The 19,015-nt window shown below is 53.1% G+C and carries 18 protein-coding genes and 1 pseudogene; 10 read left to right on the top strand and 9 right to left on the bottom strand.

Annotation, left to right across the window (positions count from 1 at the left end; all coding sequences use genetic code 11):
* The first annotated feature begins 82 nt into the window (after positions 1-82).
* A complete protein-coding gene (locus ACR0LY_RS12160; RefSeq protein WP_170350263.1) occupies positions 83-1,657 on the top strand; it encodes a trypsin-like peptidase domain-containing protein in 1,575 nt (524 codons plus the stop codon).
* A gap of 9 nt (positions 1,658-1,666) precedes the next feature.
* Here the strand turns inward: ACR0LY_RS12160 and ACR0LY_RS12165 are convergent, their stop codons facing one another.
* Both ACR0LY_RS12165 and ACR0LY_RS12170 read right to left on the bottom strand, forming a co-directional pair.
* The gene (locus ACR0LY_RS12165; RefSeq protein ID WP_170350262.1) at positions 1,667-3,283 is read right to left on the bottom strand and encodes an MFS transporter; all 1,617 of its coding nucleotides are present in this window, start codon (positions 3,281-3,283) and stop codon (positions 1,667-1,669) included.
* A 48-nt stretch (positions 3,284-3,331) separates the two neighbouring features.
* On the bottom strand, positions 3,332-4,552 hold the full coding sequence (locus ACR0LY_RS12170) for an APC family permease (protein ID WP_170350261.1): 1,221 nt from the start codon (positions 4,550-4,552) through the stop codon (positions 3,332-3,334).
* A 263-nt stretch (positions 4,553-4,815) separates the two neighbouring features.
* Here ACR0LY_RS12170 and ACR0LY_RS12175 point away from each other — a divergent pair, with 263 nt between their 5' ends.
* From ACR0LY_RS12175 to ACR0LY_RS12185, 3 genes are all read left to right on the top strand, one after another.
* The gene (locus ACR0LY_RS12175) at positions 4,816-5,286 is read left to right on the top strand and encodes a c-type cytochrome (protein ID WP_082643718.1); all 471 of its coding nucleotides are present in this window, start codon (positions 4,816-4,818) and stop codon (positions 5,284-5,286) included.
* Between the two features lie 131 nt (positions 5,287-5,417).
* Complete coding sequence (locus ACR0LY_RS12180; protein ID WP_170350260.1) at positions 5,418-5,867, top strand: phasin family protein; 450 nt, start codon at positions 5,418-5,420, stop codon at positions 5,865-5,867.
* A gap of 60 nt (positions 5,868-5,927) precedes the next feature.
* Positions 5,928-6,335, top strand: a complete 408-nt coding sequence (locus ACR0LY_RS12185) for a universal stress protein (protein ID WP_170350259.1) — start codon at positions 5,928-5,930, stop codon at positions 6,333-6,335.
* A gap of 199 nt (positions 6,336-6,534) precedes the next feature.
* Here the strand turns inward: ACR0LY_RS12185 and ACR0LY_RS12190 are convergent, their stop codons facing one another.
* The 4 genes and pseudogenes from ACR0LY_RS12190 to ACR0LY_RS12205 all read right to left on the bottom strand — a co-directional run bounded on the left by ACR0LY_RS12190 (position 6,535) and on the right by ACR0LY_RS12205 (position 9,038).
* A complete protein-coding gene (locus tag ACR0LY_RS12190) occupies positions 6,535-7,101 on the bottom strand; it encodes an adenylate/guanylate cyclase domain-containing protein (RefSeq protein WP_170350258.1) in 567 nt (188 codons plus the stop codon).
* Positions 7,083-7,286 (bottom strand): annotated as a pseudogene (locus ACR0LY_RS12195) (integrase); the annotation flags it as partial. The gene ACR0LY_RS12190 and the pseudogene ACR0LY_RS12195, both read right to left, overlap by 19 nt.
* Before the next feature lie 425 nt (positions 7,287-7,711).
* The gene (locus ACR0LY_RS12200) at positions 7,712-8,449 is read right to left on the bottom strand and encodes an SDR family NAD(P)-dependent oxidoreductase (protein WP_170350257.1); all 738 of its coding nucleotides are present in this window, start codon (positions 8,447-8,449) and stop codon (positions 7,712-7,714) included.
* A gap of 34 nt (positions 8,450-8,483) precedes the next feature.
* Positions 8,484-9,038, bottom strand: a complete 555-nt coding sequence (locus ACR0LY_RS12205; protein ID WP_170350256.1) for an NAD(P)H-dependent oxidoreductase — start codon at positions 9,036-9,038, stop codon at positions 8,484-8,486.
* 116 nt (positions 9,039-9,154) lie between these two features.
* Between ACR0LY_RS12205 and ACR0LY_RS12210 the strand changes: the two genes are divergently transcribed.
* The 5 genes from ACR0LY_RS12210 (at position 9,155) to ACR0LY_RS12230 (ending at position 15,574) form a co-directional block, all read left to right on the top strand.
* Positions 9,155-10,363, top strand: coding sequence for a LysR family transcriptional regulator (locus ACR0LY_RS12210; RefSeq protein WP_170350255.1), 1,209 nt, complete (start codon positions 9,155-9,157; stop codon positions 10,361-10,363).
* 962 nt (positions 10,364-11,325) lie between these two features.
* Entirely contained in the window at positions 11,326-11,898 is a 573-nt protein-coding gene (locus tag ACR0LY_RS12215) for a TRAP transporter small permease subunit (RefSeq protein ID WP_438826213.1), read from the top strand.
* Entirely contained in the window at positions 11,895-13,223 is a 1,329-nt protein-coding gene (locus ACR0LY_RS12220; protein ID WP_170350254.1) for a TRAP transporter large permease, read from the top strand. The genes ACR0LY_RS12215 and ACR0LY_RS12220 overlap by 4 nt, the downstream gene beginning before the upstream one ends.
* Positions 13,224-13,290: 67 nt before the next feature.
* Positions 13,291-14,328: a TRAP transporter substrate-binding protein gene (locus ACR0LY_RS12225; protein WP_170350253.1), complete on the top strand. Its 1,038-nt coding sequence runs from the start codon at positions 13,291-13,293 to the stop codon at positions 14,326-14,328.
* A gap of 379 nt (positions 14,329-14,707) precedes the next feature.
* Complete coding sequence (locus ACR0LY_RS12230; RefSeq protein ID WP_170350252.1) at positions 14,708-15,574, top strand: NAD(P)-dependent oxidoreductase; 867 nt, start codon at positions 14,708-14,710, stop codon at positions 15,572-15,574.
* Between the two features lie 417 nt (positions 15,575-15,991).
* Here the strand turns inward: ACR0LY_RS12230 and ACR0LY_RS12235 are convergent, their stop codons facing one another.
* From ACR0LY_RS12235 to ACR0LY_RS12245, 3 genes are read right to left on the bottom strand one after another with little or no spacing between them, the layout of a single operon-like run.
* Complete coding sequence (locus ACR0LY_RS12235) at positions 15,992-16,456, bottom strand: CoA-binding protein (RefSeq protein ID WP_170350251.1); 465 nt, start codon at positions 16,454-16,456, stop codon at positions 15,992-15,994.
* A gap of 3 nt (positions 16,457-16,459) precedes the next feature.
* The gene (locus tag ACR0LY_RS12240) at positions 16,460-16,819 is read right to left on the bottom strand and encodes a 2Fe-2S iron-sulfur cluster-binding protein (protein WP_480640955.1); all 360 of its coding nucleotides are present in this window, start codon (positions 16,817-16,819) and stop codon (positions 16,460-16,462) included.
* A gap of 2 nt (positions 16,820-16,821) precedes the next feature.
* On the bottom strand, positions 16,822-18,177 hold the full coding sequence (locus tag ACR0LY_RS12245; protein WP_170350249.1) for a selenium-binding family protein: 1,356 nt from the start codon (positions 18,175-18,177) through the stop codon (positions 16,822-16,824).
* 70 nt (positions 18,178-18,247) lie between these two features.
* Here ACR0LY_RS12245 and ACR0LY_RS12250 point away from each other — a divergent pair, with 70 nt between their 5' ends.
* Entirely contained in the window at positions 18,248-19,009 is a 762-nt protein-coding gene (locus tag ACR0LY_RS12250) for an IclR family transcriptional regulator (protein WP_170350248.1), read from the top strand.
* Positions 19,010-19,015 lie beyond the last annotated feature (6 nt).

Raw genomic sequence — 19,015 nt, forward strand, 5'->3', positions numbered from 1 at the left:
ACGAGCACATTATTGCCCACCATAGCGGTTTCACTGCTGCGCATGATAATGTGCCAATAGGGCTAGAGAACTGAGATGGACAATGCGGACGCCGGACAAAAGCGATGTGGAAAGTGAAACGGGCGATGTCCGTGCATTTCTGGAGAGCTTGACGGGGCCGTCCCGCGGAACCGTTACCTGGCTTGTCGGCAACGCTTTGGCTGCTTCGGTGGGTCCTGATCGTATCCTGAAGTTCAGGCGGAAAGAGGATTTGCCCCCGCATGACGAAGACGTGGCGACCATTCAGTGGTCGCAAGGCGGTTACGCGCTAAACGCGTTGCCTGGCCGGGATATTTGGGTCAATGGTCAAAAAACTGCTTCGGCAGTTCTTGGGCATGGCGACATGATTGAGTTCGGTGAAGAGGGGCCCATGTCGCGCTACAGGGTGTGTGACCACTCATTCCCTGCACATCACACGGTCGAAGACATAATAAGTGACGCTTATGTGTATGCGCGCTCCAGCCGACGACCCTTCACCAGAAAAATGTCCGGTGCGCTGCGCGAAGGCGGGCGTCGGCTGACATCACAAACCACGGTTTTGTTCAGGGTTACCGTTATCGGTGTGCTTCTTCTGATCTTTGCCTTTGGCTATTTGCTTTTTCAGAACGACCGGAAGCTGGCGGACAGCCTTAAACAGGAGTCTCTCAAGATCGAGGCGGTTGCTGTCATGCTTACGCAGACGCGAGAAGATGCACTGACGGCGGATGATCTGGTCGCGCTCAGAGAAGCATTTGACAACCAGGTGATTTCCACCGAGCAGCGCCTTGGCACTTTGGAAGAACGCGCTGGTGCGTCAAGGCGAGTTATCACAGCCTCGACGCGATCTATTGCCTTTATCCAGGGTGCTTACGGATTGCGACAGACCGAAAGCGGCAAATTGCTGCGGCATGTGCTTGGCCCGGACGGGGAGAAACTAAAAACTCCATTCGGAAAACCATGGATTGAGCCAGATGCGGAAGGCGCGCCGGCAGAATTTCAGTTCACCGGAACCGGGTTTCTATTGCAGGACACCTCTCTTTTGGTGACCAACCGTCATGTCGCCTTGCCCTGGACGACCGGGGATCGGGCGCAGGCCCTGAAGGCAGCAGGGCTTGAAGCCGAGATACTTAGCCTGCTGGCTTATCTTCCAGAACAATCCAAGCCAATGGAAGCGGTATTGCTTAGGGCAAGCAAAACGGCCGATCTGGCGCTTCTGTCCGTTGATGCGAACCGTGTTCAAGGGCTTGGACTCTCACTGGCACCTCACCCGACGCGAGCAGGTGAAGAAGTTTTCTTGCTTGGATTTCCGACTGGCCTTAAGGCCTTGATTGTGCAGGCTGGGCCGGATTTTCTGAAAACGCTTGAGAGAGACGGCGCCGTCGATTTCTGGACTATTGCAAAACACCTTTCAGAGCAGAACAAGATCAAGCCTCTGGCCAGCCGGGGGATCGTCGCCCAGACCAGTCCCGGTGCAGTCGTTTATGATGCTGAAACCACAACCGGCGGAAGCGGCGGACCTGCCCTTAACCGAAACGGCGAGGTGGTTGCTATCAATGCCGCGATCTTACCCGAATTTGGCGGCTCGAATATTGGCGTTCCGGTGTCACACCTCAAGATACTTCTCGATGAAAGCGATTGATCCGCATATTCAATCGCGCGTCTGATAAGGCGAGTTTTGCACCAGAAAAACCACAGCCAGTGGGATGATGACAGAGATCAAGCCCACGGTAATCAGCAAGTTCCCCAAGTGGCTATAGTCAGCGACGGAGGCAACGGAACCCGTTCTGGGATCGGTAACCGCGCGGGTAACGGTAAAGATCTGATTCAGGTATTTTGTACCGAGACTGCTTGCTGACAATGCCATGTTGGTGAACGAAGCCATGACCGCAAAAAAGGTAGCCTTCAGATGTGTTGGGGCGTTGCGCGCGATCCAAGCCAACATTGGGACCATCGCGATCTGGCCCAGCGGTGACTCAACGGCTGTGTCAAGAATGGCGATAAACCTTGCATCCACGACCCCACCTGTGCGCGCGGCCGTCCATTCATGCACCCCGTAGTACAAGGCAAGGTTTGGCAGGGACAGCACTCCGGCGGCAATCGTGAGTAACACTACAACCTGCGCAATCGAACGACTTGCCATAAACGGCCTGAGGATAATCAGGCCAAGCAGAGCAAGTAGTGAGGTCAGAAGCGCTAGAATGGCCAGGAACTGTTCGTCAAACCCAAGTTCGTCGATCTCGAACCAGGTCAGGCCCGGTCCTGGCAAGGGAACTGCTCGAAAAACGAAAATGATAGTTGCTGTCCCGATCAGAACTTTGGCCTGTTTCGACTCCAGCTCTCTCAGCAAACGCGACATGAGGTAGAGAATGACCGTGAGCGACACCGCAAAAACGGTCTCTTGCGCGAAGGCAAAATTTGCGGTTCCCAACACTATGCTGAGAACAACAAACGCAAGTCCGCCCAGCAGTATCGGCCACCTGACTTCGGTGGTTTGATCTGGTCTGTGCAGAAGGTGTCCTCGACGAACGAGGCGACGCTGTATCAGAGCGTGAAGAACCACTCCACTGACAGACAACAGTGGGATAGCCAGGGCAATGAGATAGACCCGACCGTAGAGAACCAAACGATCGGCTTGCTCCAGATTTTCCGCCCCCGAAAAAATCCAGATGTTAATCGCGGCGACCCCTGCAAACCCGGATATGATCGCAATCCTGCCGAGGGTCTGCATGGTGGTGTGCCGGGCACGAACTTCGTCCTGAATAAACGCGCGTCCGTCTCGGTCCGATTGCGGCACTGCTTCGACTGTCATGGCGTCAGCAACGACATCCTGAATGGCATAACCTGAAGGAGCCAACATCAAGGCAACGACGTACCAATCCTCAAGTGGCATAATGCCGGCCATTTGGTCAGGCGCAGCCACAAGCCTGTACATGATGAGCAATGACGCCGTGATAAAGGATGCGCCAACAACAATCAGCAGGGATTTCCAGCGCCAGAACAGATCAACCAGATGACCCAGCGGTATTTTTAGAATCCATGGCAACCCGGCCCAGAATGCCAATCCCGCAACAAAAGCGGCGGATAGATTCAGATAGTCCTTAAGAAAAAACGCACCGACGACGGATGTTAGCCCCGAAACCCCGGCCGCAAAGTAAACCATCAATGGTGGCAGGTAAGACCATTGCAATTGCGCGATCAGATCGACGAAAGTCCGGTGCCACCAGCCTGAAATCCGCCTTCCAAATGTTGATCGGTCAGTGTTCATGCGTCAGTCGGACCCCGTTCTGGTGACCCTGTGCTGTCGGTTTTCCTCTCAGAGAAATCCGGCACCAAAAAGCAGAGCGCTGGTCAGCACCCCAAGGATTGGTACAAAAAGAGGTACGCGGAAATGTTCCCGAGTTGACCCTGGCCGGGACTTCAGCAATATCAGCGAGATGTTGACCAAAACAAACACTCCCAAAACGATCTGGGATGTGCGTTCCGCTAGTATGCCGATTGGCAAAGTTTGCGTCAGCAGAAGAATTATCGCAACAACCAACAGGGTTGCGACGACCGGTGTTTGGGTAACCTGCGGGACAGTCGCCAGTATTTTCGGAAGATGATCCCGGTCGGCAAGACCATAGATCACCCGCGACGCCATAATCATCTGGATCAAGACGCCATTGACTGTTGCAACGACCGCGACTGCGGCGAACCCTTGTTTGATTACTTCGGGTGCGTCGAAGAAAACCAGCGTGAGTGGGGCGGCCGAGGTCGACAAGGTATCGATAGGAACAACGAGCAGGACCGTGATCGAGGTCGCTAGATACAAACCCGTCGCCAGAACGAGCGTCAAAAGGATAGCCTTTGGAATTGTGTGGGTTGGGTCTTTTACCTCTTCCGCGACGTTTGCCATGTCCTCAAAGCCGACAAAGGCAAAAAATGCCAGCAGAGATGCCGCCATAATACCGCGCCAGGTACTGAGCTCGAGCCCCGGAATCATCTCACTAATTTCATGGCCTTGCGGTTCCTGCACAGACATGCCCCAGCCAATCACAAAAAGAAGCCCCGCGATCTCGATGACCGTGATCACGGCTGCCACAAATACCGATTGTGTAATGCCCCAGATTGCAATCAGCCCCATGACCGACACAACGCCGATCGTAAGCAATGCGGTGCCAAGCCCCGTCAGGGTGTGAAGGTATGAGGCCGCCCCAATCGCAACAGCGGAGGCTGAAATAATCCCAGACGCAGCAACGGCAAGACCGATTAGAACCGCCATCCAGCCCCTTTGAAATCCCGCTTCAACGTATGCCGCTTCACCCGCGCTTACGGGATAGCGTGTCGCGAGTTCGGCGTACGACAAAGCCGTCAGCGAAACGACGAGCGCTGCAACAAGAAACGAAACTGCAGCATAAGGGCCCGCGGCCTCGGCGGTTGCGCCGACGAGCACATAAATTCCCGCACCGACGGTTACACCGAGCCCATATAAGGTAAGCAACGGGGTGGTGAGAGAACGTCGGAGTTTAGGGGACGGTGGATCAACTGTATGCATTCACCTCACTCCTTGATGGGCAATTGCCGGGTTACCGAAGCTGTGCCGCAAACAAGCACCCCGATGAAAAACCAAGGGCTCATCACCGCTCATGCCGAGCTTCTTCTGAAACATTCATACTTTGATATGTAATTCTTTATTTGGCATTGATCTATATCATCAGGCGCTAAGACTGATCAGAGAGGCGGATTTGAATGCTGCGACCGTCGTTTCGTGATGGTTTTTCCCAGCTGGTACTCAAAGGTTGAATATGAGCGAGATCAATGAAGCATTCATTCGATATCGCGTATTTTCAACTCGAAATGCTGATCTCGGAGGAGGAACAGATGCTAGTTTGTCGCGGACTTCTTTTGTCAATATTTGCTGCAAGTGCTGCACTGGCGCAGGATATTGACCTTCAAAATGGGCACGATCTCTACAGAACTTATTGTTGGCAATGCCATGGTTTCGAGGCCACAGGAGATGGTCCAATGGCGGAGATGCTGGCGATAAGGACACCTGATCTGACGAGGCTCGCGGCCCAAAACGACGGTGTTTTTCCGATCGAGGCGGTGGCGCGTCAAATTGATGGTCGCGCACCATTGCTCGCGCATGGTGGAGAAATGCCCATTTTTGGACCAGCTTTGGATTCGGATCAAAAAGTTGCGCTGACGATGCCTGACGGCCAACCGATGTTCGCAGGTGTGCCGTTGGCGAATGTGATTGCGTATCTTGAGGCTATACAGACCGAATAGGTTGGCACAAAGTCCACCCTTGGATTGCAGGACACCACTACCACGTTTGCCGGCGGTGGTTGATTTACATTAAGGCAAGTTTCCACGATCTCAGTTAATATTCAGCATTTAGAGATGAGGAGGAATCTCCGATGCCTGAAGAGAAGCCAAAATCAAGTTACTCCAACGCACTTGTAGATATTTTCAAGCAGATGCAGCCGACTACTACAGCCAATCCGTTTCTGGGCGCTCAGCTTGAGCAATTTTGGGACACGCAGGAGAAGTCACTGAAAGAGGCAGAGGCCTTTGCTCAACATTGGTTTGAGAGGCGTCACGAGGCTGTGCGAACCGCGCTGGAAGCTGCGCGCTCGGCGTCTGCTGTAGACCCGACTGATCCGGCGAAAGCGCTGCAATCCATAGCAGAGTGGCAGAAGCACTCAGCCGAACGCCTTGTGGCTGACGCTCAGGAATGGTTCGAAACAGTTGCCCGGTGTGCAGCATATGCAGCGGAAACCGAAGCCGAAGCTGTGGAAAAGACAATGGATGATGTTGCAAGCACAGCAAAGAAAGCGGGTAAGTCTTCGAAATCAGAACCGGTATAGAGAGCCGTATCACCGCAGAGGTCGGAACGATCGCAGCTGGAGCAATGGAAGGTAGCTCATATGTATAAAAACATTCTGGTACCAGTCGCACTGGACAAAGATCACGATACACAGGCCTCATTTGAAGCTGCTCGTTTGCTGGCGAATGCCGATGCGGAATTCACAGTGCTTCATGTGCAGGAACCGATCCCTGCATATGTGGCATCTCAGATACCCGAGGAAGTTCTGGCAAATACGCGAAAAGAACTTCAGGAAAGCTTACATCGGAATGCTGCGGAGCTATCGGGTGCGAAAGCGCGCCTTGTCTCGGGGAGCGCTGGCCGCGCGATCGTTGACTTCGCAAATGAAAATGACATCGATTGCATAGTGCTGGCCTCACACAAGCCGGGGATCGAGAACATTTTTATTGGGTCAACTGCAAACCGGGTCGTTCACCACGCCAATTGTTCTGTCCATGTGATCCGCTGAACCGGTTTCTGGTAAGTGCCGCACGTCGATTAAGCGTTGTGGATGAGTCGATTTTCCAGACCCGAGTTGTTTTACGATCGTCACACGCTGCATGACCATATGGAAATGGATGGCGTTGACCGGCTCAATGAGCGGGTCCGACTGAATGGATTGCGAAAGTTGAATTCGGGGGAATGGCAAAGCCATGTGCAAACACTTACTATTTCAGCGGGTAGATCCAAACGCCGATCTTTCCGCGTCGTCCCCTCAAATCTTGCACTCCGGCGGACACCAACCTCTTAACTAAGGATTGCCCAGCCTTGTCCGTCGGACTTTTTGCCTCGATCAACAAATCGCTAACCACCAAGGAGGCTTTTAGTTTCCGGGGCAGCTGCTCAAGCCTGCTTGCGACGTTCACGGTATCGCCGATGACACTGTATTTAAGACGGCGTCGGTTTCCGATGTCACCTGAGATAACGGGACCGAAGTGGATGCCAATCCAAATGCGTACCGGAGGAAGCCCTTCGGCACTCCTGTCACGGTTCCAGATGCTCAATGCCTCAAGCATGTCAAAGGCGCATTGAAGTGCGTTATTGGCGTCGTTCTCACCGGGTTCTGGTGTCCCGAAGGTCGCCATCAGCCCGTCGCCCAGATATTTGTCCAGTGTGCCTTCGTTCTCGAAAACTGCCTTGCCCAACCTGTCATGATACCCGCGCAAGAAATCAACGACATCGCCGGGGGCGTCGCTCTCGCACATGGTGGTAAACCCAGTTTCACCAAGTCGCATCCGCGAAGCTTGCTATCAATCGCCACGTTGAACAATGTAAGATCGCGCAGGTTGCCCGCCAATTCGAGCCGCGCTCGGATCGCCCAGACCTGTTTCGGCAACAGCGGTCGTTTCTGGCCAATGAACCGGCCCTTGTTCCAGGCTCTTCGTTTAGGGGTGACAGCGGGAAGTTGAATTCTTGGCATGTTGGGCCCTCCAATCCTCCCGCCAGGCCCAGACATCAGCACTGCGCTGACACCTGAACTTTACAGTTGGTTTGAATGGCCGTTGTCCGATTGCTTGTTCTTCGGGAAACACTGCGGGTGCATTGAGCTGGTCTGAGCCCCAGTCTTCCAGATGCTGCTTAACGCTTGAAGAGGCGCTAAACGCAGAGTTCGTACATTTTCCTACAAAGGCTAATTCAAGTGGGTCAGTCTTTGCGGTTTTCGTGGCTTCAGCAGCGCAATATTGATCCCGACGGTGTAACTCAGCAAATCGTTTGGTTCGGCAAGAAATCTCATGCTGTAATCATTGAAGACCCGACAACATCATGTTGAAGATGTTGCCGGGTCGCTTTTGACCCTCTGCGGATATTTATTGAAGCTTGATGTTCAAAATCACGCTCGTCGCCTTACAACAGGAACCCTCCACCTGCTTGTACAGACTGGCCTGTGATCCACCCGGCACGCTTATCGGCAAGCAAAAGAACCGCGTTTGCGATGTCTGCAGGTTCACCGATGCGACCCATCGGTGTTTGAGCGATAATCATTCCTAGCATTTGTTCATTTGACTTTACGTCTGCCGTTATTTCCGTGTCTGTAAGTCCGGGTGCGACCGCATTGACCCGGATGCCCATTGGACCGAGTTCCGCAGCAATGAGTCTGGTTGCGTGGTCCACAGCTGCCTTTGACGATGCGTAAACCGCAGCGCCAGGCATCATGCCGCGCGCGACTACCGAAGAAATATTGATGATTGCCCCCTTACTGTTGGCAAGATGGGGGGTTGCCTCGCGGGCAAAAGCCAGCGGTCCAAACACGTTGGTTCGGTAAATGCTTTCGATATCCTGGTCACTGGTTTCAGACAGTGGACCCATCTTTCCGGTTCCAGCATTGTTGACCAAAACATCCAGCCGGCCAAATTTGCGGATGGTCTCCTCGATAATTCGGGCCGGTTCGCCATCTTTGCTGACATCCCCAACAATAGCGTAGGCTTGCGGCCCAAGTTTCTGAGTTGCTTCTTCAAGAACGGATTGTCTGCGACCGGTAATAACCACCTTCGCCCCATTGGCAATAAAGGCAGATGCCGTGGCTTTCCCAATTCCCGTACCACCACCGGTGATAAGGATCACTTTGTTTTCGAGGTTTTCCATTTGCTTCTCCTGATTTTTTGCGAGGGGTATGTGCCTATCCAACCAACTTGGCGCTGGCTTCGGTCTGTTGTCCCGTCAGATGCGCAATCAACGCCGGGACGCTTGCTTCGAGCCTGATTTGGTCCCGGCTCATAGCACTGTGAAGCACGAATGGCGGCAGATAGGTCATGCCAGTCATAAGTGCCGTCTGTTGAAAGGGGGTTAGAAACTCGGACATGGAAAAGTTGTTGAATGCACCAGTCCGATAGCTTTCGACCGGTCCACCAGTGGAAACGGCAAGCACGAGCTCTTTTCCGTTTAGTTGGTTGCCACCGGGGCCATAGGCAAACCCGGCAAGCAACACCTGATCAAGCCACGCCTTGAGTACGGGCGGGGAGGAGTACCAGTAGAACGGAAACTGCAACACGACACGGTCAGCATTCCGAAGCAGGGCCTGTTCGACCTCCGGATCAAATTTCATCTCCCGCCCGCCGACGGCCATCAGGTCACGGGTTGTGATGCCTGCCACATCTGACAGGGCGTCAAACCACACTCGGTTGACCAATGAGGCTTTGAGGTTTGGATGAGCGGTCAAAACGAGAATGTTCATTGGTGATTTGTCTCTGCCGTCCGGGGAGTTGCGTTTACTTGTTGGCCAAATCTATATACTCCATCACAGACAACAATATGCCTGTTAACCATCTCTATGGTGTAGGAGATGCACCAATGCGCCTGCCTCTTTCCACTCTCGAAGTGTTCAATGCGATTGCTCAACACGGCAGCCTGAGTGCTGCTGCACAAAAGCTGGGGCTCAAACGGTCCACAGTAAGTCATCAGCTAAAGAACCTAGAAGACAGACTTGGAACTGCACTGTTCATCCGGACGACACGGTCAATCAATCTGACAGAAGCCGGGCGTGCTCTGGCGAGAAGCTCAGGCCCGGCATTTGATCAACTTGCCGACGGGCTTGAAAGCGCACTTACAGCAGGCCATTCAGCCCGCGGTACGTTGAAGCTCGCGATTTCCGAGATCGCCTATCATCTGGTCGTTCGCGAAGCGCTAGTCTCATTCCAGGAGCTATACCCCGAGATCGAGGTTGAGCTGCTGCTAACCGATGCTTTGTCGGATGTGCTTGGCGAGGGCTTCCATGCTGGTTTTCGTATGGGTGGCATGATTGCGCAGGATATGATTGCCATCTGCTTAACAAGTCCATTGCAAACAGCTGTGGTGGCAAGCCCGAAGTATCTTGCGGAGAATGGCACCCCAGAAAACCCAAGGGATTTGTTGGAACATAATTGTCTGCGCTACCGCTTCCAAAGCTCCGGCCAATTCGCCCCCTGGACATTCACCGGCCCTGAAGGTGAGTACGCCGTCGAAGTGGGCGGTAGCCTGATTGCAAACTCTTCGCCGGTCACGGTTGAAATGGCGGCCCGCGGGCTGGGAATAGCTTATACGTTTCGCGACACGTATCTGGAATCACTGGCATCCGGTTTAGTCGAAGAAGTCTTAGTCCAAAACAGGGTTTCCATCCCCGGCATCAATATCTTTTTCCCGCGGGAATACCGTTCGATGACACCACTGCGCCTCTTTATTCAACACCTGAAAAGAACCGCGTTGGTGCTTAATCAAAAGGGCGCTATTGAGCTCACTCCAATGTCGTCTGAATTAGCACTAAGTCCGCGACCTGTGAGTTGGCGCATCCATTGTCGCCGCGCTGCGCAGGAACGACCGGTTCTTCAGACGCGTTGCTGTGCACAAGATGATGCGCACGCGGCAAAGTCTGTGCTGCGAGCGTACGCAGCGAGAAAATCAAATTCACAGGATGGGCTCAGTGCAGTCGTTCTCCGCGCGTTAAATGAAGGACTGCTTTTTATTTGTTTGGTTAGAAAATCTCGGATTCTGGAGTCTCAAAAATTGAAAACTCTAAGTAGCTGATTTTGTTGGAACCGCAGTCTCACCATTAAGGTGATCCGACAAGAATTGTCGGAGTACGTAAATAATGGGACTGAATTATTGAGACTCGCCTGTCATTGAATTCAACACCTTGAGATTTTTACGCTTTTAGAGTGTTTCGACGGTTCAAGCCCTTCAAGTCGACGTAAAACAGTAAGCCAATGAGCCTCTTCGCAACCTGAAAACCGGCGCAGTGTGTGTTACTTGGGCGTGATTGATCAGCAGAATACCCTGCCTCAGCGTTCGGCCCAGAGCCGACCTCCAGCCGCCAACCGAGATGCTGCGGTCGCAGCTCGCTTTGCCGCCATTCGCTGCACTAGCGAAAAAGGAGGCCTGTCGAACTCTCGAACTGCGGGCACTGCTGCCACTGGTATTATCTGATGAACATTCATTTAGGTAAGGATGGGCCGCGCAGCGATTTGTCGATAGCTATAACTGTAACTCGGCAAGAAGATACAACTTCAATTGCAGGCGCCCCCAGGACGTCACAAAATCACTAAGGACCTTAGGCATCTCATCGGGAAGATTGTTAGCCTCCCCAGGTTCGGTTTCGATCTCAAATAACGGTCGTATTTGAATAAAATGTTAAATTACGCTCCTTCGCGCCAAATTCTCTGTTTTTGTCGCTCTGAAAGGTTTGTTCTCACTCAAAAAAGTGCATCCATCGAAATGAGAAAGTAGCAAGTAAGAGCGACTTGCAACAATAGGTTTGCCATGAAGCTCTAGAACCATCACCTTAATCAGCCAATTATGCCTGGTACCAACTTGACAGCTATCCGACATGTCGCTCTGATGAAGAGGGAAAGTATTGGGGTAGAGCTCAACATGCGTGAATTTTATAGCGGTTTTCCGCGCGAATGCGGGATGTTAGTTCTTAGTCGCTCGGAGAAGTTTTCGCTCTACGCTGGCTCACATGACAAATCACATTATGTAAAGGCTGCTTCGTGACAGGTGTGATGAAGGCCTATGTCAGTTTTGTGGACCGTGCCAACAGGACGATTGGGCGGGTCATCATGTATGGCATTTTTCTTATGATGGCGATCCTGCTGTATTCCTCTGTGTCCAAGACCTTCTTTGTCCCCTCGCTCTGGACCCTTGAAATGGCACAATTTGCCATGGTCGCTTACTACATCCTTGGCGGTCCTTATGCGATGCAGATGGGTGCGAATGTCCGGATGGACCTGCTGTATGGAGAATGGACAGACCGCCGAAAAAGCCAGGTTGACGTGCTGACGGTGCTTTTTCTGATCGTGTATCTGGCCTTTTTATTTTGGGGAGGCTGGGACAGTTTGATGTATTCGTTCCAATATGGCGGCGAGAGGTCCTCGTCCGCGTGGCGCCCCTATATCTGGCCCATCAAAACGATCATGGTGGTTGGCATTCTGCTGATGCTGTTGCAGTCAATCTCGGAACTGTTCAAAGACATCTTGCGGTTGCAAGGACATGATATGGGTCCGAAAGATGATGAGCCGGTGCATATGGCCCCCGAAGACCTTGAAGGGGGACACCGCGGGTGAGCTATGAATTGATAGCCGCGCTCATGTTCTCGACCATGATGCTGATGCTGTTAACCGGGCAGCGTGTATTCGGGGCTATCGGGTTCGTAGCAGTGATTGCCGCCTTTTTCCTGTGGGGCGACAGGGGGGGCTATGATCTGGGGTTTGCGGCAGCGATCAAGGTCATGCGCTGGTACCCCCTGCTTACGCTGCCGATGTTCATTTTCATGGGATACGTTTTGTCGGAATCTCGGATCGCGGATGACCTGTATCGTATGTTCCATGTCTGGATGGGCGGTCTTTCCGGCGGGCTGGCTATAGGCACAATCGGTCTGATGGTTCTGATCTCAGCCATGAACGGATTGTCCGTTGCAGGTATGGCGATTGGAGCGACAATTGCTTTGCCCGAATTGCTGCGCCGGAACTATGACAAGCGTATGGTGACGGGGGTCATACAGGCCGGTTCATCCTTGGGAATTCTCGTGCCGCCTTCCGTTGTGTTGGTCCTTTACGCCATGATTGCCCGTCAACCGGTCGGGCAGCTTTGGCTGGCAGGCGTTATTCCCGGTTTGATGATGGCCACGCTGTTCATCATCTACATCGCCATCCGCTGTCGCCTGAACCCATCGCTCGGCCCAGTGATGAGCGCCGAAGAACGCGCGCAGGTCACCTGGAGCGAAAAACTCCGCCTGCTGGGGGCTGGTCTGCTGCCCATAGGCATCTTTGCGGTGATGATGGTGCCCTTCGTGAATGGCTGGACCTCATTGGTCGAAAGCTCGGCCTTGGGGGCAATCGCGGCCTTGATGGCGGCGGTTCTGAAACGCCGCATGACGTGGCAGGTTTTTGAGACCTCGATCAAACAGACGCTTGGAATTACCTGCATGTTCATGTGGATCATCCTTGCGGCCCTTGCCTTCGGCGCGGTTTTTGACGGGCTGGGCGCGGTCAAGGCGATCGAAAACCTGTTTACGGTGCAGCTTGGTCTGAACCCGTGGATCATCCTGATCCTGATGCAGCTCAGCTTTCTGGTGATGGGTACGTTTCTGGATGACACCGCCATGCTGGTCATCGTCGCTCCGTTATACGTGCCGCTGGTCGGTGCGCTGGGGTTTGATCTGATATGGTACGGTGTCCTCTACACGATCACATGTCAGATCGCCTATATGACTCCGCCTTTTGGGTACAACCTGTTTTTGATGCGGGCCATGGCCCCGCCAGAGGTGACGATTGGAGATATTTACAGGTCCATCATACCGTTTGTGGCAGTGATGGCATTGGCTTTGGGATTGGTGATGGCCTTCCCAGACATCGCATTGTGGCTTCCGGGCATCGTCTACGGAAACTGAGCACGTAAAGAACGAGAAACCGGGTTAACCGGATCAAGTTCAATGAAAAGCACAGGAGAGGAAGACCATGACTACAAGACGTAGATTTTTGCGGACCGCCGCTTTGGCCGCGCCCGCGACGCTTGCTGCACCGGCTATAGTAAAGGCGCAGGCCCCCATCAAATGGCGGTTCCAGACCTATGCCGGAGGCGCGTTGGGCGAGCATGTGACCAAGCCTGCAATTGACTACATCAACGCCAATGCCAACGGCGAGCTGGAAATCGAGCTGTTCTTCGCAGATCAGATTGTACCTACGGGCGAGCTGTTCCAAGCGCTTCAGCGCGGAACAATCGACGGGGTTCATTCGGACGATGACTCGATGGCGTCACCGACACCGCTTCGCGTCTTTGGCGGGTACTTCCCCTTCGCGACAAAGCACATTCTCGACGTGCCGGTTTTGTTCAATCAATACGGGTTGGCGGACATTTGGCGCGACGAGTATGCCAAAGTTGGCGTTCAGTGGTTGTCTGCAGCTGGGCAAGACCCGTGCAACTTCAACACAAAGAAGGAAATTACATCGGTTGCTGATCTGGATGGGCTAAAACTATACACTTTCCCAACCGCTGGTCGGTTCCTCGCCAAGTTTGGCGTCGTGCCGGTGAACATTCCCTACGAAGACGCGGAAGTCGCCGTACAGACCGGAGAGCTTGACGGCATGGCGTGGTCCGGCATTACCGAGGATTACACGGTTGGTTGGGCTGATGTGACGGACTATTTCCTGACCAACAACATCTCGGGTGCGTGGATCGGATCTTGGTTTGCAAACCAGGAGCGTTGGGCAGAGCTACCGGATCACCTCAAATCCATCGTGATGGCGGGTATCGAAGCAGGTCACACCTATCGCAATCAATGGTATTGGGGCGGAGAAGCGGCACTGCGCGCAAATGGCGATAAGCTGGAATTGCGATCAGTGCCAGCGTCCGAATGGGCCGAGGTCGAGAATGCAGCCAAAGAGTTCTGGGAAGAAATTGCCCAGGAAGGCGAAGTGCATGAGAAAATCGTTGGAATTTTCCGAGAATACAACAGTGTGATCAACCAAGCCGGTGCGCCGTACAACTTTGAGTGATACGCTAAGAAGTGGCCTCTGACAGGGGCCACTTCAAATTCCTTTTTTTAGTATTGTGGCAGCCAGATTAAATATCGGAGCATTTTCTAACTGAAGGCGTTGCCAGGCAAGTTGCAATCAGTGTCAGTCAGGCCAGTAGAATTGTCTAAAATGCCGCGCCGAGTTTTCACCACTCGGCGAGAGTGCGGTAGTTAGTGCCTGACCATCGGTCAATGGTGATGCGACTGTGAAGCACCCGTTTCCCAAAAGACCTGTTCAGAAAACCTTAGTATAGCGAGCCGTTTTCCAAGTACGGTGATCTGATTGGTCGCCCCGTTGGCATTTCGGCGAGACAAAACCGCGCCGTTGTTTGCAATTGGTTATTAGGGAGGAGTTCAGCATGACGGACATTTCAGTAATAGGTCTTGGGTCCATGGGTACAGCGCTTGCCCGAGCTCAAATGAAAGCAGGCCGATCTGTAACTGTTTGGAATAGGACACCCGAGAAAGCGACCGCTCTTGGTTCCGAAGGAGCAACTGTGGCGGCCACTGTTTCTGAGGCGATATCTGCCAGTCCTGTAACGATTACCTGCGTAAAATCGCACCCGCAGACAATAGAACTCTTGTCCAATGCGGCTAATTCGCTGCCCAACAAGACCATAATCGAACTCTCAACTGGAGGCGCAGAGGATGCTGAAGACTTAGCGCAACTCGTGGAAAACGCTGGCGCCTCGTGGATGGTTGGCATCATCAATGCTTATCCGCATATGATCGGAGATAAGGATACCGTACTGTCGGTCGTTGGAACCGAAGAACAGTGGAAGATCCACGGTCCAATCATTAGAAATTTGGGCGGAAGCTCTGTCCATGTGGGTGGCCAAGCTGGAATGCTGGCTGCACTCTTTGCGGGACTTTTTACGGTTCGCCAAGGTTTCATGTGGGGAATGATTTTCGGAGCGCTGGCAGCGAAGAAAGCAGGTATCCCCATGCAAACCTTCTCAGATCTTGTGCCCATATCTATGGGAATGATGAAACCTTATTACGACTACTTTGCCGCGACAGCGCCTCAAGCCACCTATGACAACCCACCAGCCTCGATGAGTACTTACGCCGCAGCTTTGGAAGATGTTCTCGCTAGTTTTGAGGCTCTTGGCGCCCGGGATGAATTGCCCCGACTGTTTGTTGAGATGGCGCAATTGGGTATGGATCAAGGGCTTGAAGACAAGGCTCTCACTGCGATAATAGACGTCCTTGCGCAAAAGCATTAATTATCACAACGATAGAGCAAACCGCGATTTCTGCTTTGGGCTCCAAGCCGATCTTGGAGGCGGTGCAGCATCCTGTTATCGTCCCTCGTCATCGTCGGGTTGTCGTTGTGGGCGTGCATAGCGGAGCGGAGGATCAGTTATGGAAACCCAGACTTACCTGCCATTCGCGCTCTTTGCCCGACCTGGAACAACGGCCGGATCGTCGGCCAGAAGCGACAATTGAAACCAAAGCACGTCTGGGTAAACCGCACTGCGGACAAAGCGGCCTTTGGTTCTCCAAACTAATCGGACATTTTTGGTTTTAGACTAGGCGGTTGTGTAGAGTGACAAGATTACTTGTCTTCTCTTCCGTAAGCACAATATCTCAATTGGCACCCTGATTGGATGCTGAGGAGGCCGCTACCAATCGGATTTCCATCATATCTTTAGGTCCAGGCGCGGCTTCCAAAAAGGGCGAAAGAGTTCAATCTTGGGGCATCGGTTCATCACGACTTTAAGACCCGCCGCTTCGGCGAGTTGCGCTGCTTGGTCGTCGTACACACCGATTTGACCCCAAAGAACTTTTGCCCCGATTGCGATAGCCTTCTCGGCAAAGCCATATAACTCTTCCTTTGGGCGGAAGACGTCAACCATATCAACATGTTTGTCGATCTCTTCTAGCGAGTGGTAGACCTTGAGTCCTCTAATTTCCGAAACATTCGGGTTAGGATTCACCGGTACAATATCATAGCCGATTTCACTGAGCTGTCGCAGAACGCCATAACTGAATTTTGTTTTGTCCGCGCTAGCCCCCACCATTGCAATGGTTTTGACCGACTGCAGGATGTCGGCTAGGTACTTGGGGTCGTAATCGTAGATGCGATCAATATCTGCTTCGGGCATCGGTTAACCTTCCTTCGGCGTCGCAATGTCAGCCTTGAGTTCGTGGGGTTTGAGTGGGTCGAGAAACGGATTGCGGTACAGCTCGTCATGGCTCTCGACCCCTATCTCAAGCGTGATGTCGGATGTTGGACGTGCCACGCAAAGGATCACATAGCCGTTCGCGATTTGCCGGTTATTCAGCGCAACCTGTCGGCGTTGATCGATCGCGCCAGTCTTTAGTTTTGCCGCGCAGGTAATGCAGCCGCCATACTTGCACCCAAAAGGCAAGTCGACGCCCTGTTCTCTCAGCGTTTCCAGAAGTGGACGCCGCGCATCCACACAGTATTGCGCGCCATCTCTGTTCGCGATCGTCACAGTATACATAGTCATAGCCAGATGTCGCTTGTGCAATCACCGCCCGGATACCGGCTCTCGTGACAGCGCGATGGACCATTCGGTTCTTTGCCAAAGTCCACAATGAAATCCTCGTTGATCTTCATACCACCGTTTTCAGGGTCGCAATCGATCATCACCATAACCCCGCCCTTTTCGCGGATCTCGGGATAGAACTGGTTATCCCAAGTCGAAAACAGCGAGGTCGTGACATAAAGCCTTCGTCCGTCGAGAGAGAGCTGGAACATTTGCGGACCACCCGCGACCTCGACCCCGTTAACGATCGGAGCTTTACCCAAAAGGCCCCCCATAAACACTTGGCCGGTCAGCTTGGGATTATGCGGGTCGGTGATGTCATACTGGCGCATATCTCCATGCAGCCAATTGTTCAGGTACAAGTATTTGTCGTCCATCGAGATCAGGATCGCCGACATAACCCCCGGCAACGGGATCGGCCATTCGGGGTGCATCTCGTTTTCCACGTCGATGATCTTTTCCCACCGCCACTTTTTAGCATCGTCTTGCCACCAATGGATCACATTGGTCGAAAGAGCTGCGCCACAGAACCCGTGCGTGCTGTCGGGGTCATGGTGGAACTTGACTTCCAGCGGCAACAGCCCGTCTTCACCCAAATAGAAGCTTTCGACCGGTTCGCGCCTTTCGAAATCCCAAAAATGCAGCTCCCGCCCATATTTCAGATGGCCCACTTCTTCCAGATCGAAGCCCGGCATGAAGGTATTGGGCGCAGCCCATTCGGAACTGACCATCACGTTGTGGCGCGGTTGGTACCAGAAATCGTAGCCAAACTTGATATCGCCCATCGAGGTTTCCCAGCGACCGACGATGTTGAACTCTTTGTCGAGATGCAGATAGCCTCCAGGAGCTTCACCCTTGGCATTTCCAAGGAAGGAAATGATGATTTCCGATCCCAAACAATGCACCGTATGCGGGCCCGATAAATCTGCCTTGGCCTTGATCTCGGCCCCGTCGATGACCTTATGCAACCGCGGCGCACGCGGGTCAGTGGCTGTATCAACGATATGAAGGTTGTTAGAGCGTACGCCTGGCAGGATCAGGTATTTGCGGGACATCGAGCCGTCGTCGTGACAGGACGAACAGGCGTTCCACCCCATGTGGTGAAGCTCGTCCCCAATCCCCGGCATTTCCAGCCTATTGATTACCTGAGAATAGGTCGGGCTGTCAGGGTCGACATCCACAGTAGCAAGGTAATCAGGTTTCTGGATCCCTGTCCCGGTGTAGATGGCGATCGTGTAGAGTAGCTTTTCTCGGGGGGCTTTGATGGCTTCTTGCGGACTCTTGAAGCCCGGTCCACAGCATTGTCCATCCATCGTGTGCTCCTCCCTTGATTCCCTAAATTGTATCGTATATCGAAAACTTAGTTATCATAAAGTGAGAAAAATGCATCTCGAACGATTAGCGCTGATTTTGGAAATCGTGGGACAAAAAGGACGTGCGTCCGTAGCGGATATCTGTGCCCAGTCCGATATACCTAAACCGACGGCCTACAGGCTGGTTCAAGACCTTGTTTTGTCCGGCCTACTTGAATCACCAACCCGCGGTGAGTTCGCGATTGGGATTAGGCTAAAGCGTATCACGTTGAGCGATCACTCTGATCCCGCTCTTTTGCAGGTGATTGCGCCTGTCCTCTCTGGCGCCGCGAATGACTATGGCGCTGCGTTCTTCTTGTCTCGGCTACGGGGCCATTGGGTTGAGATTATTCATGTGGAGACACCGCAGACGGGCGTGTCTTTTCTTCATCCAGGTATGGGCAAACGACCAATGCACGCGTGCTCTTGCTCCAAGGCAATCGCCGCCGTGTCGCCTGAGCTGCTGTCTCAAGACCGATTGGATGGGCAGCTTAAGCGGTACACAGATCGCACGATTACAGACCCTAAGGATCTGGCCGCGGAACTCGATGTCATTCGAGCCAAAGGGTATGCCGTATGTGTTGAAGAGCTCGAGCGCGGGATCAGTTCTGTCGCAACAACGCTGACTAAGACAGGTGTTGGTGCGACGCTTTCAATCGGCGCTACCGCGTCTCTTCGGGTGTTTACACCTTCGAAGCGAGAAAAGATTGGCCATACACTTACCACAATGTCACACGAACTTGCACGCGCGCTAGGATGGGGTGAAGCAGATAAAGAAAGGATACCCGCTTAGGTTCAT

The organism is Ruegeria sp. BC5 (assembly GCF_056539205.1).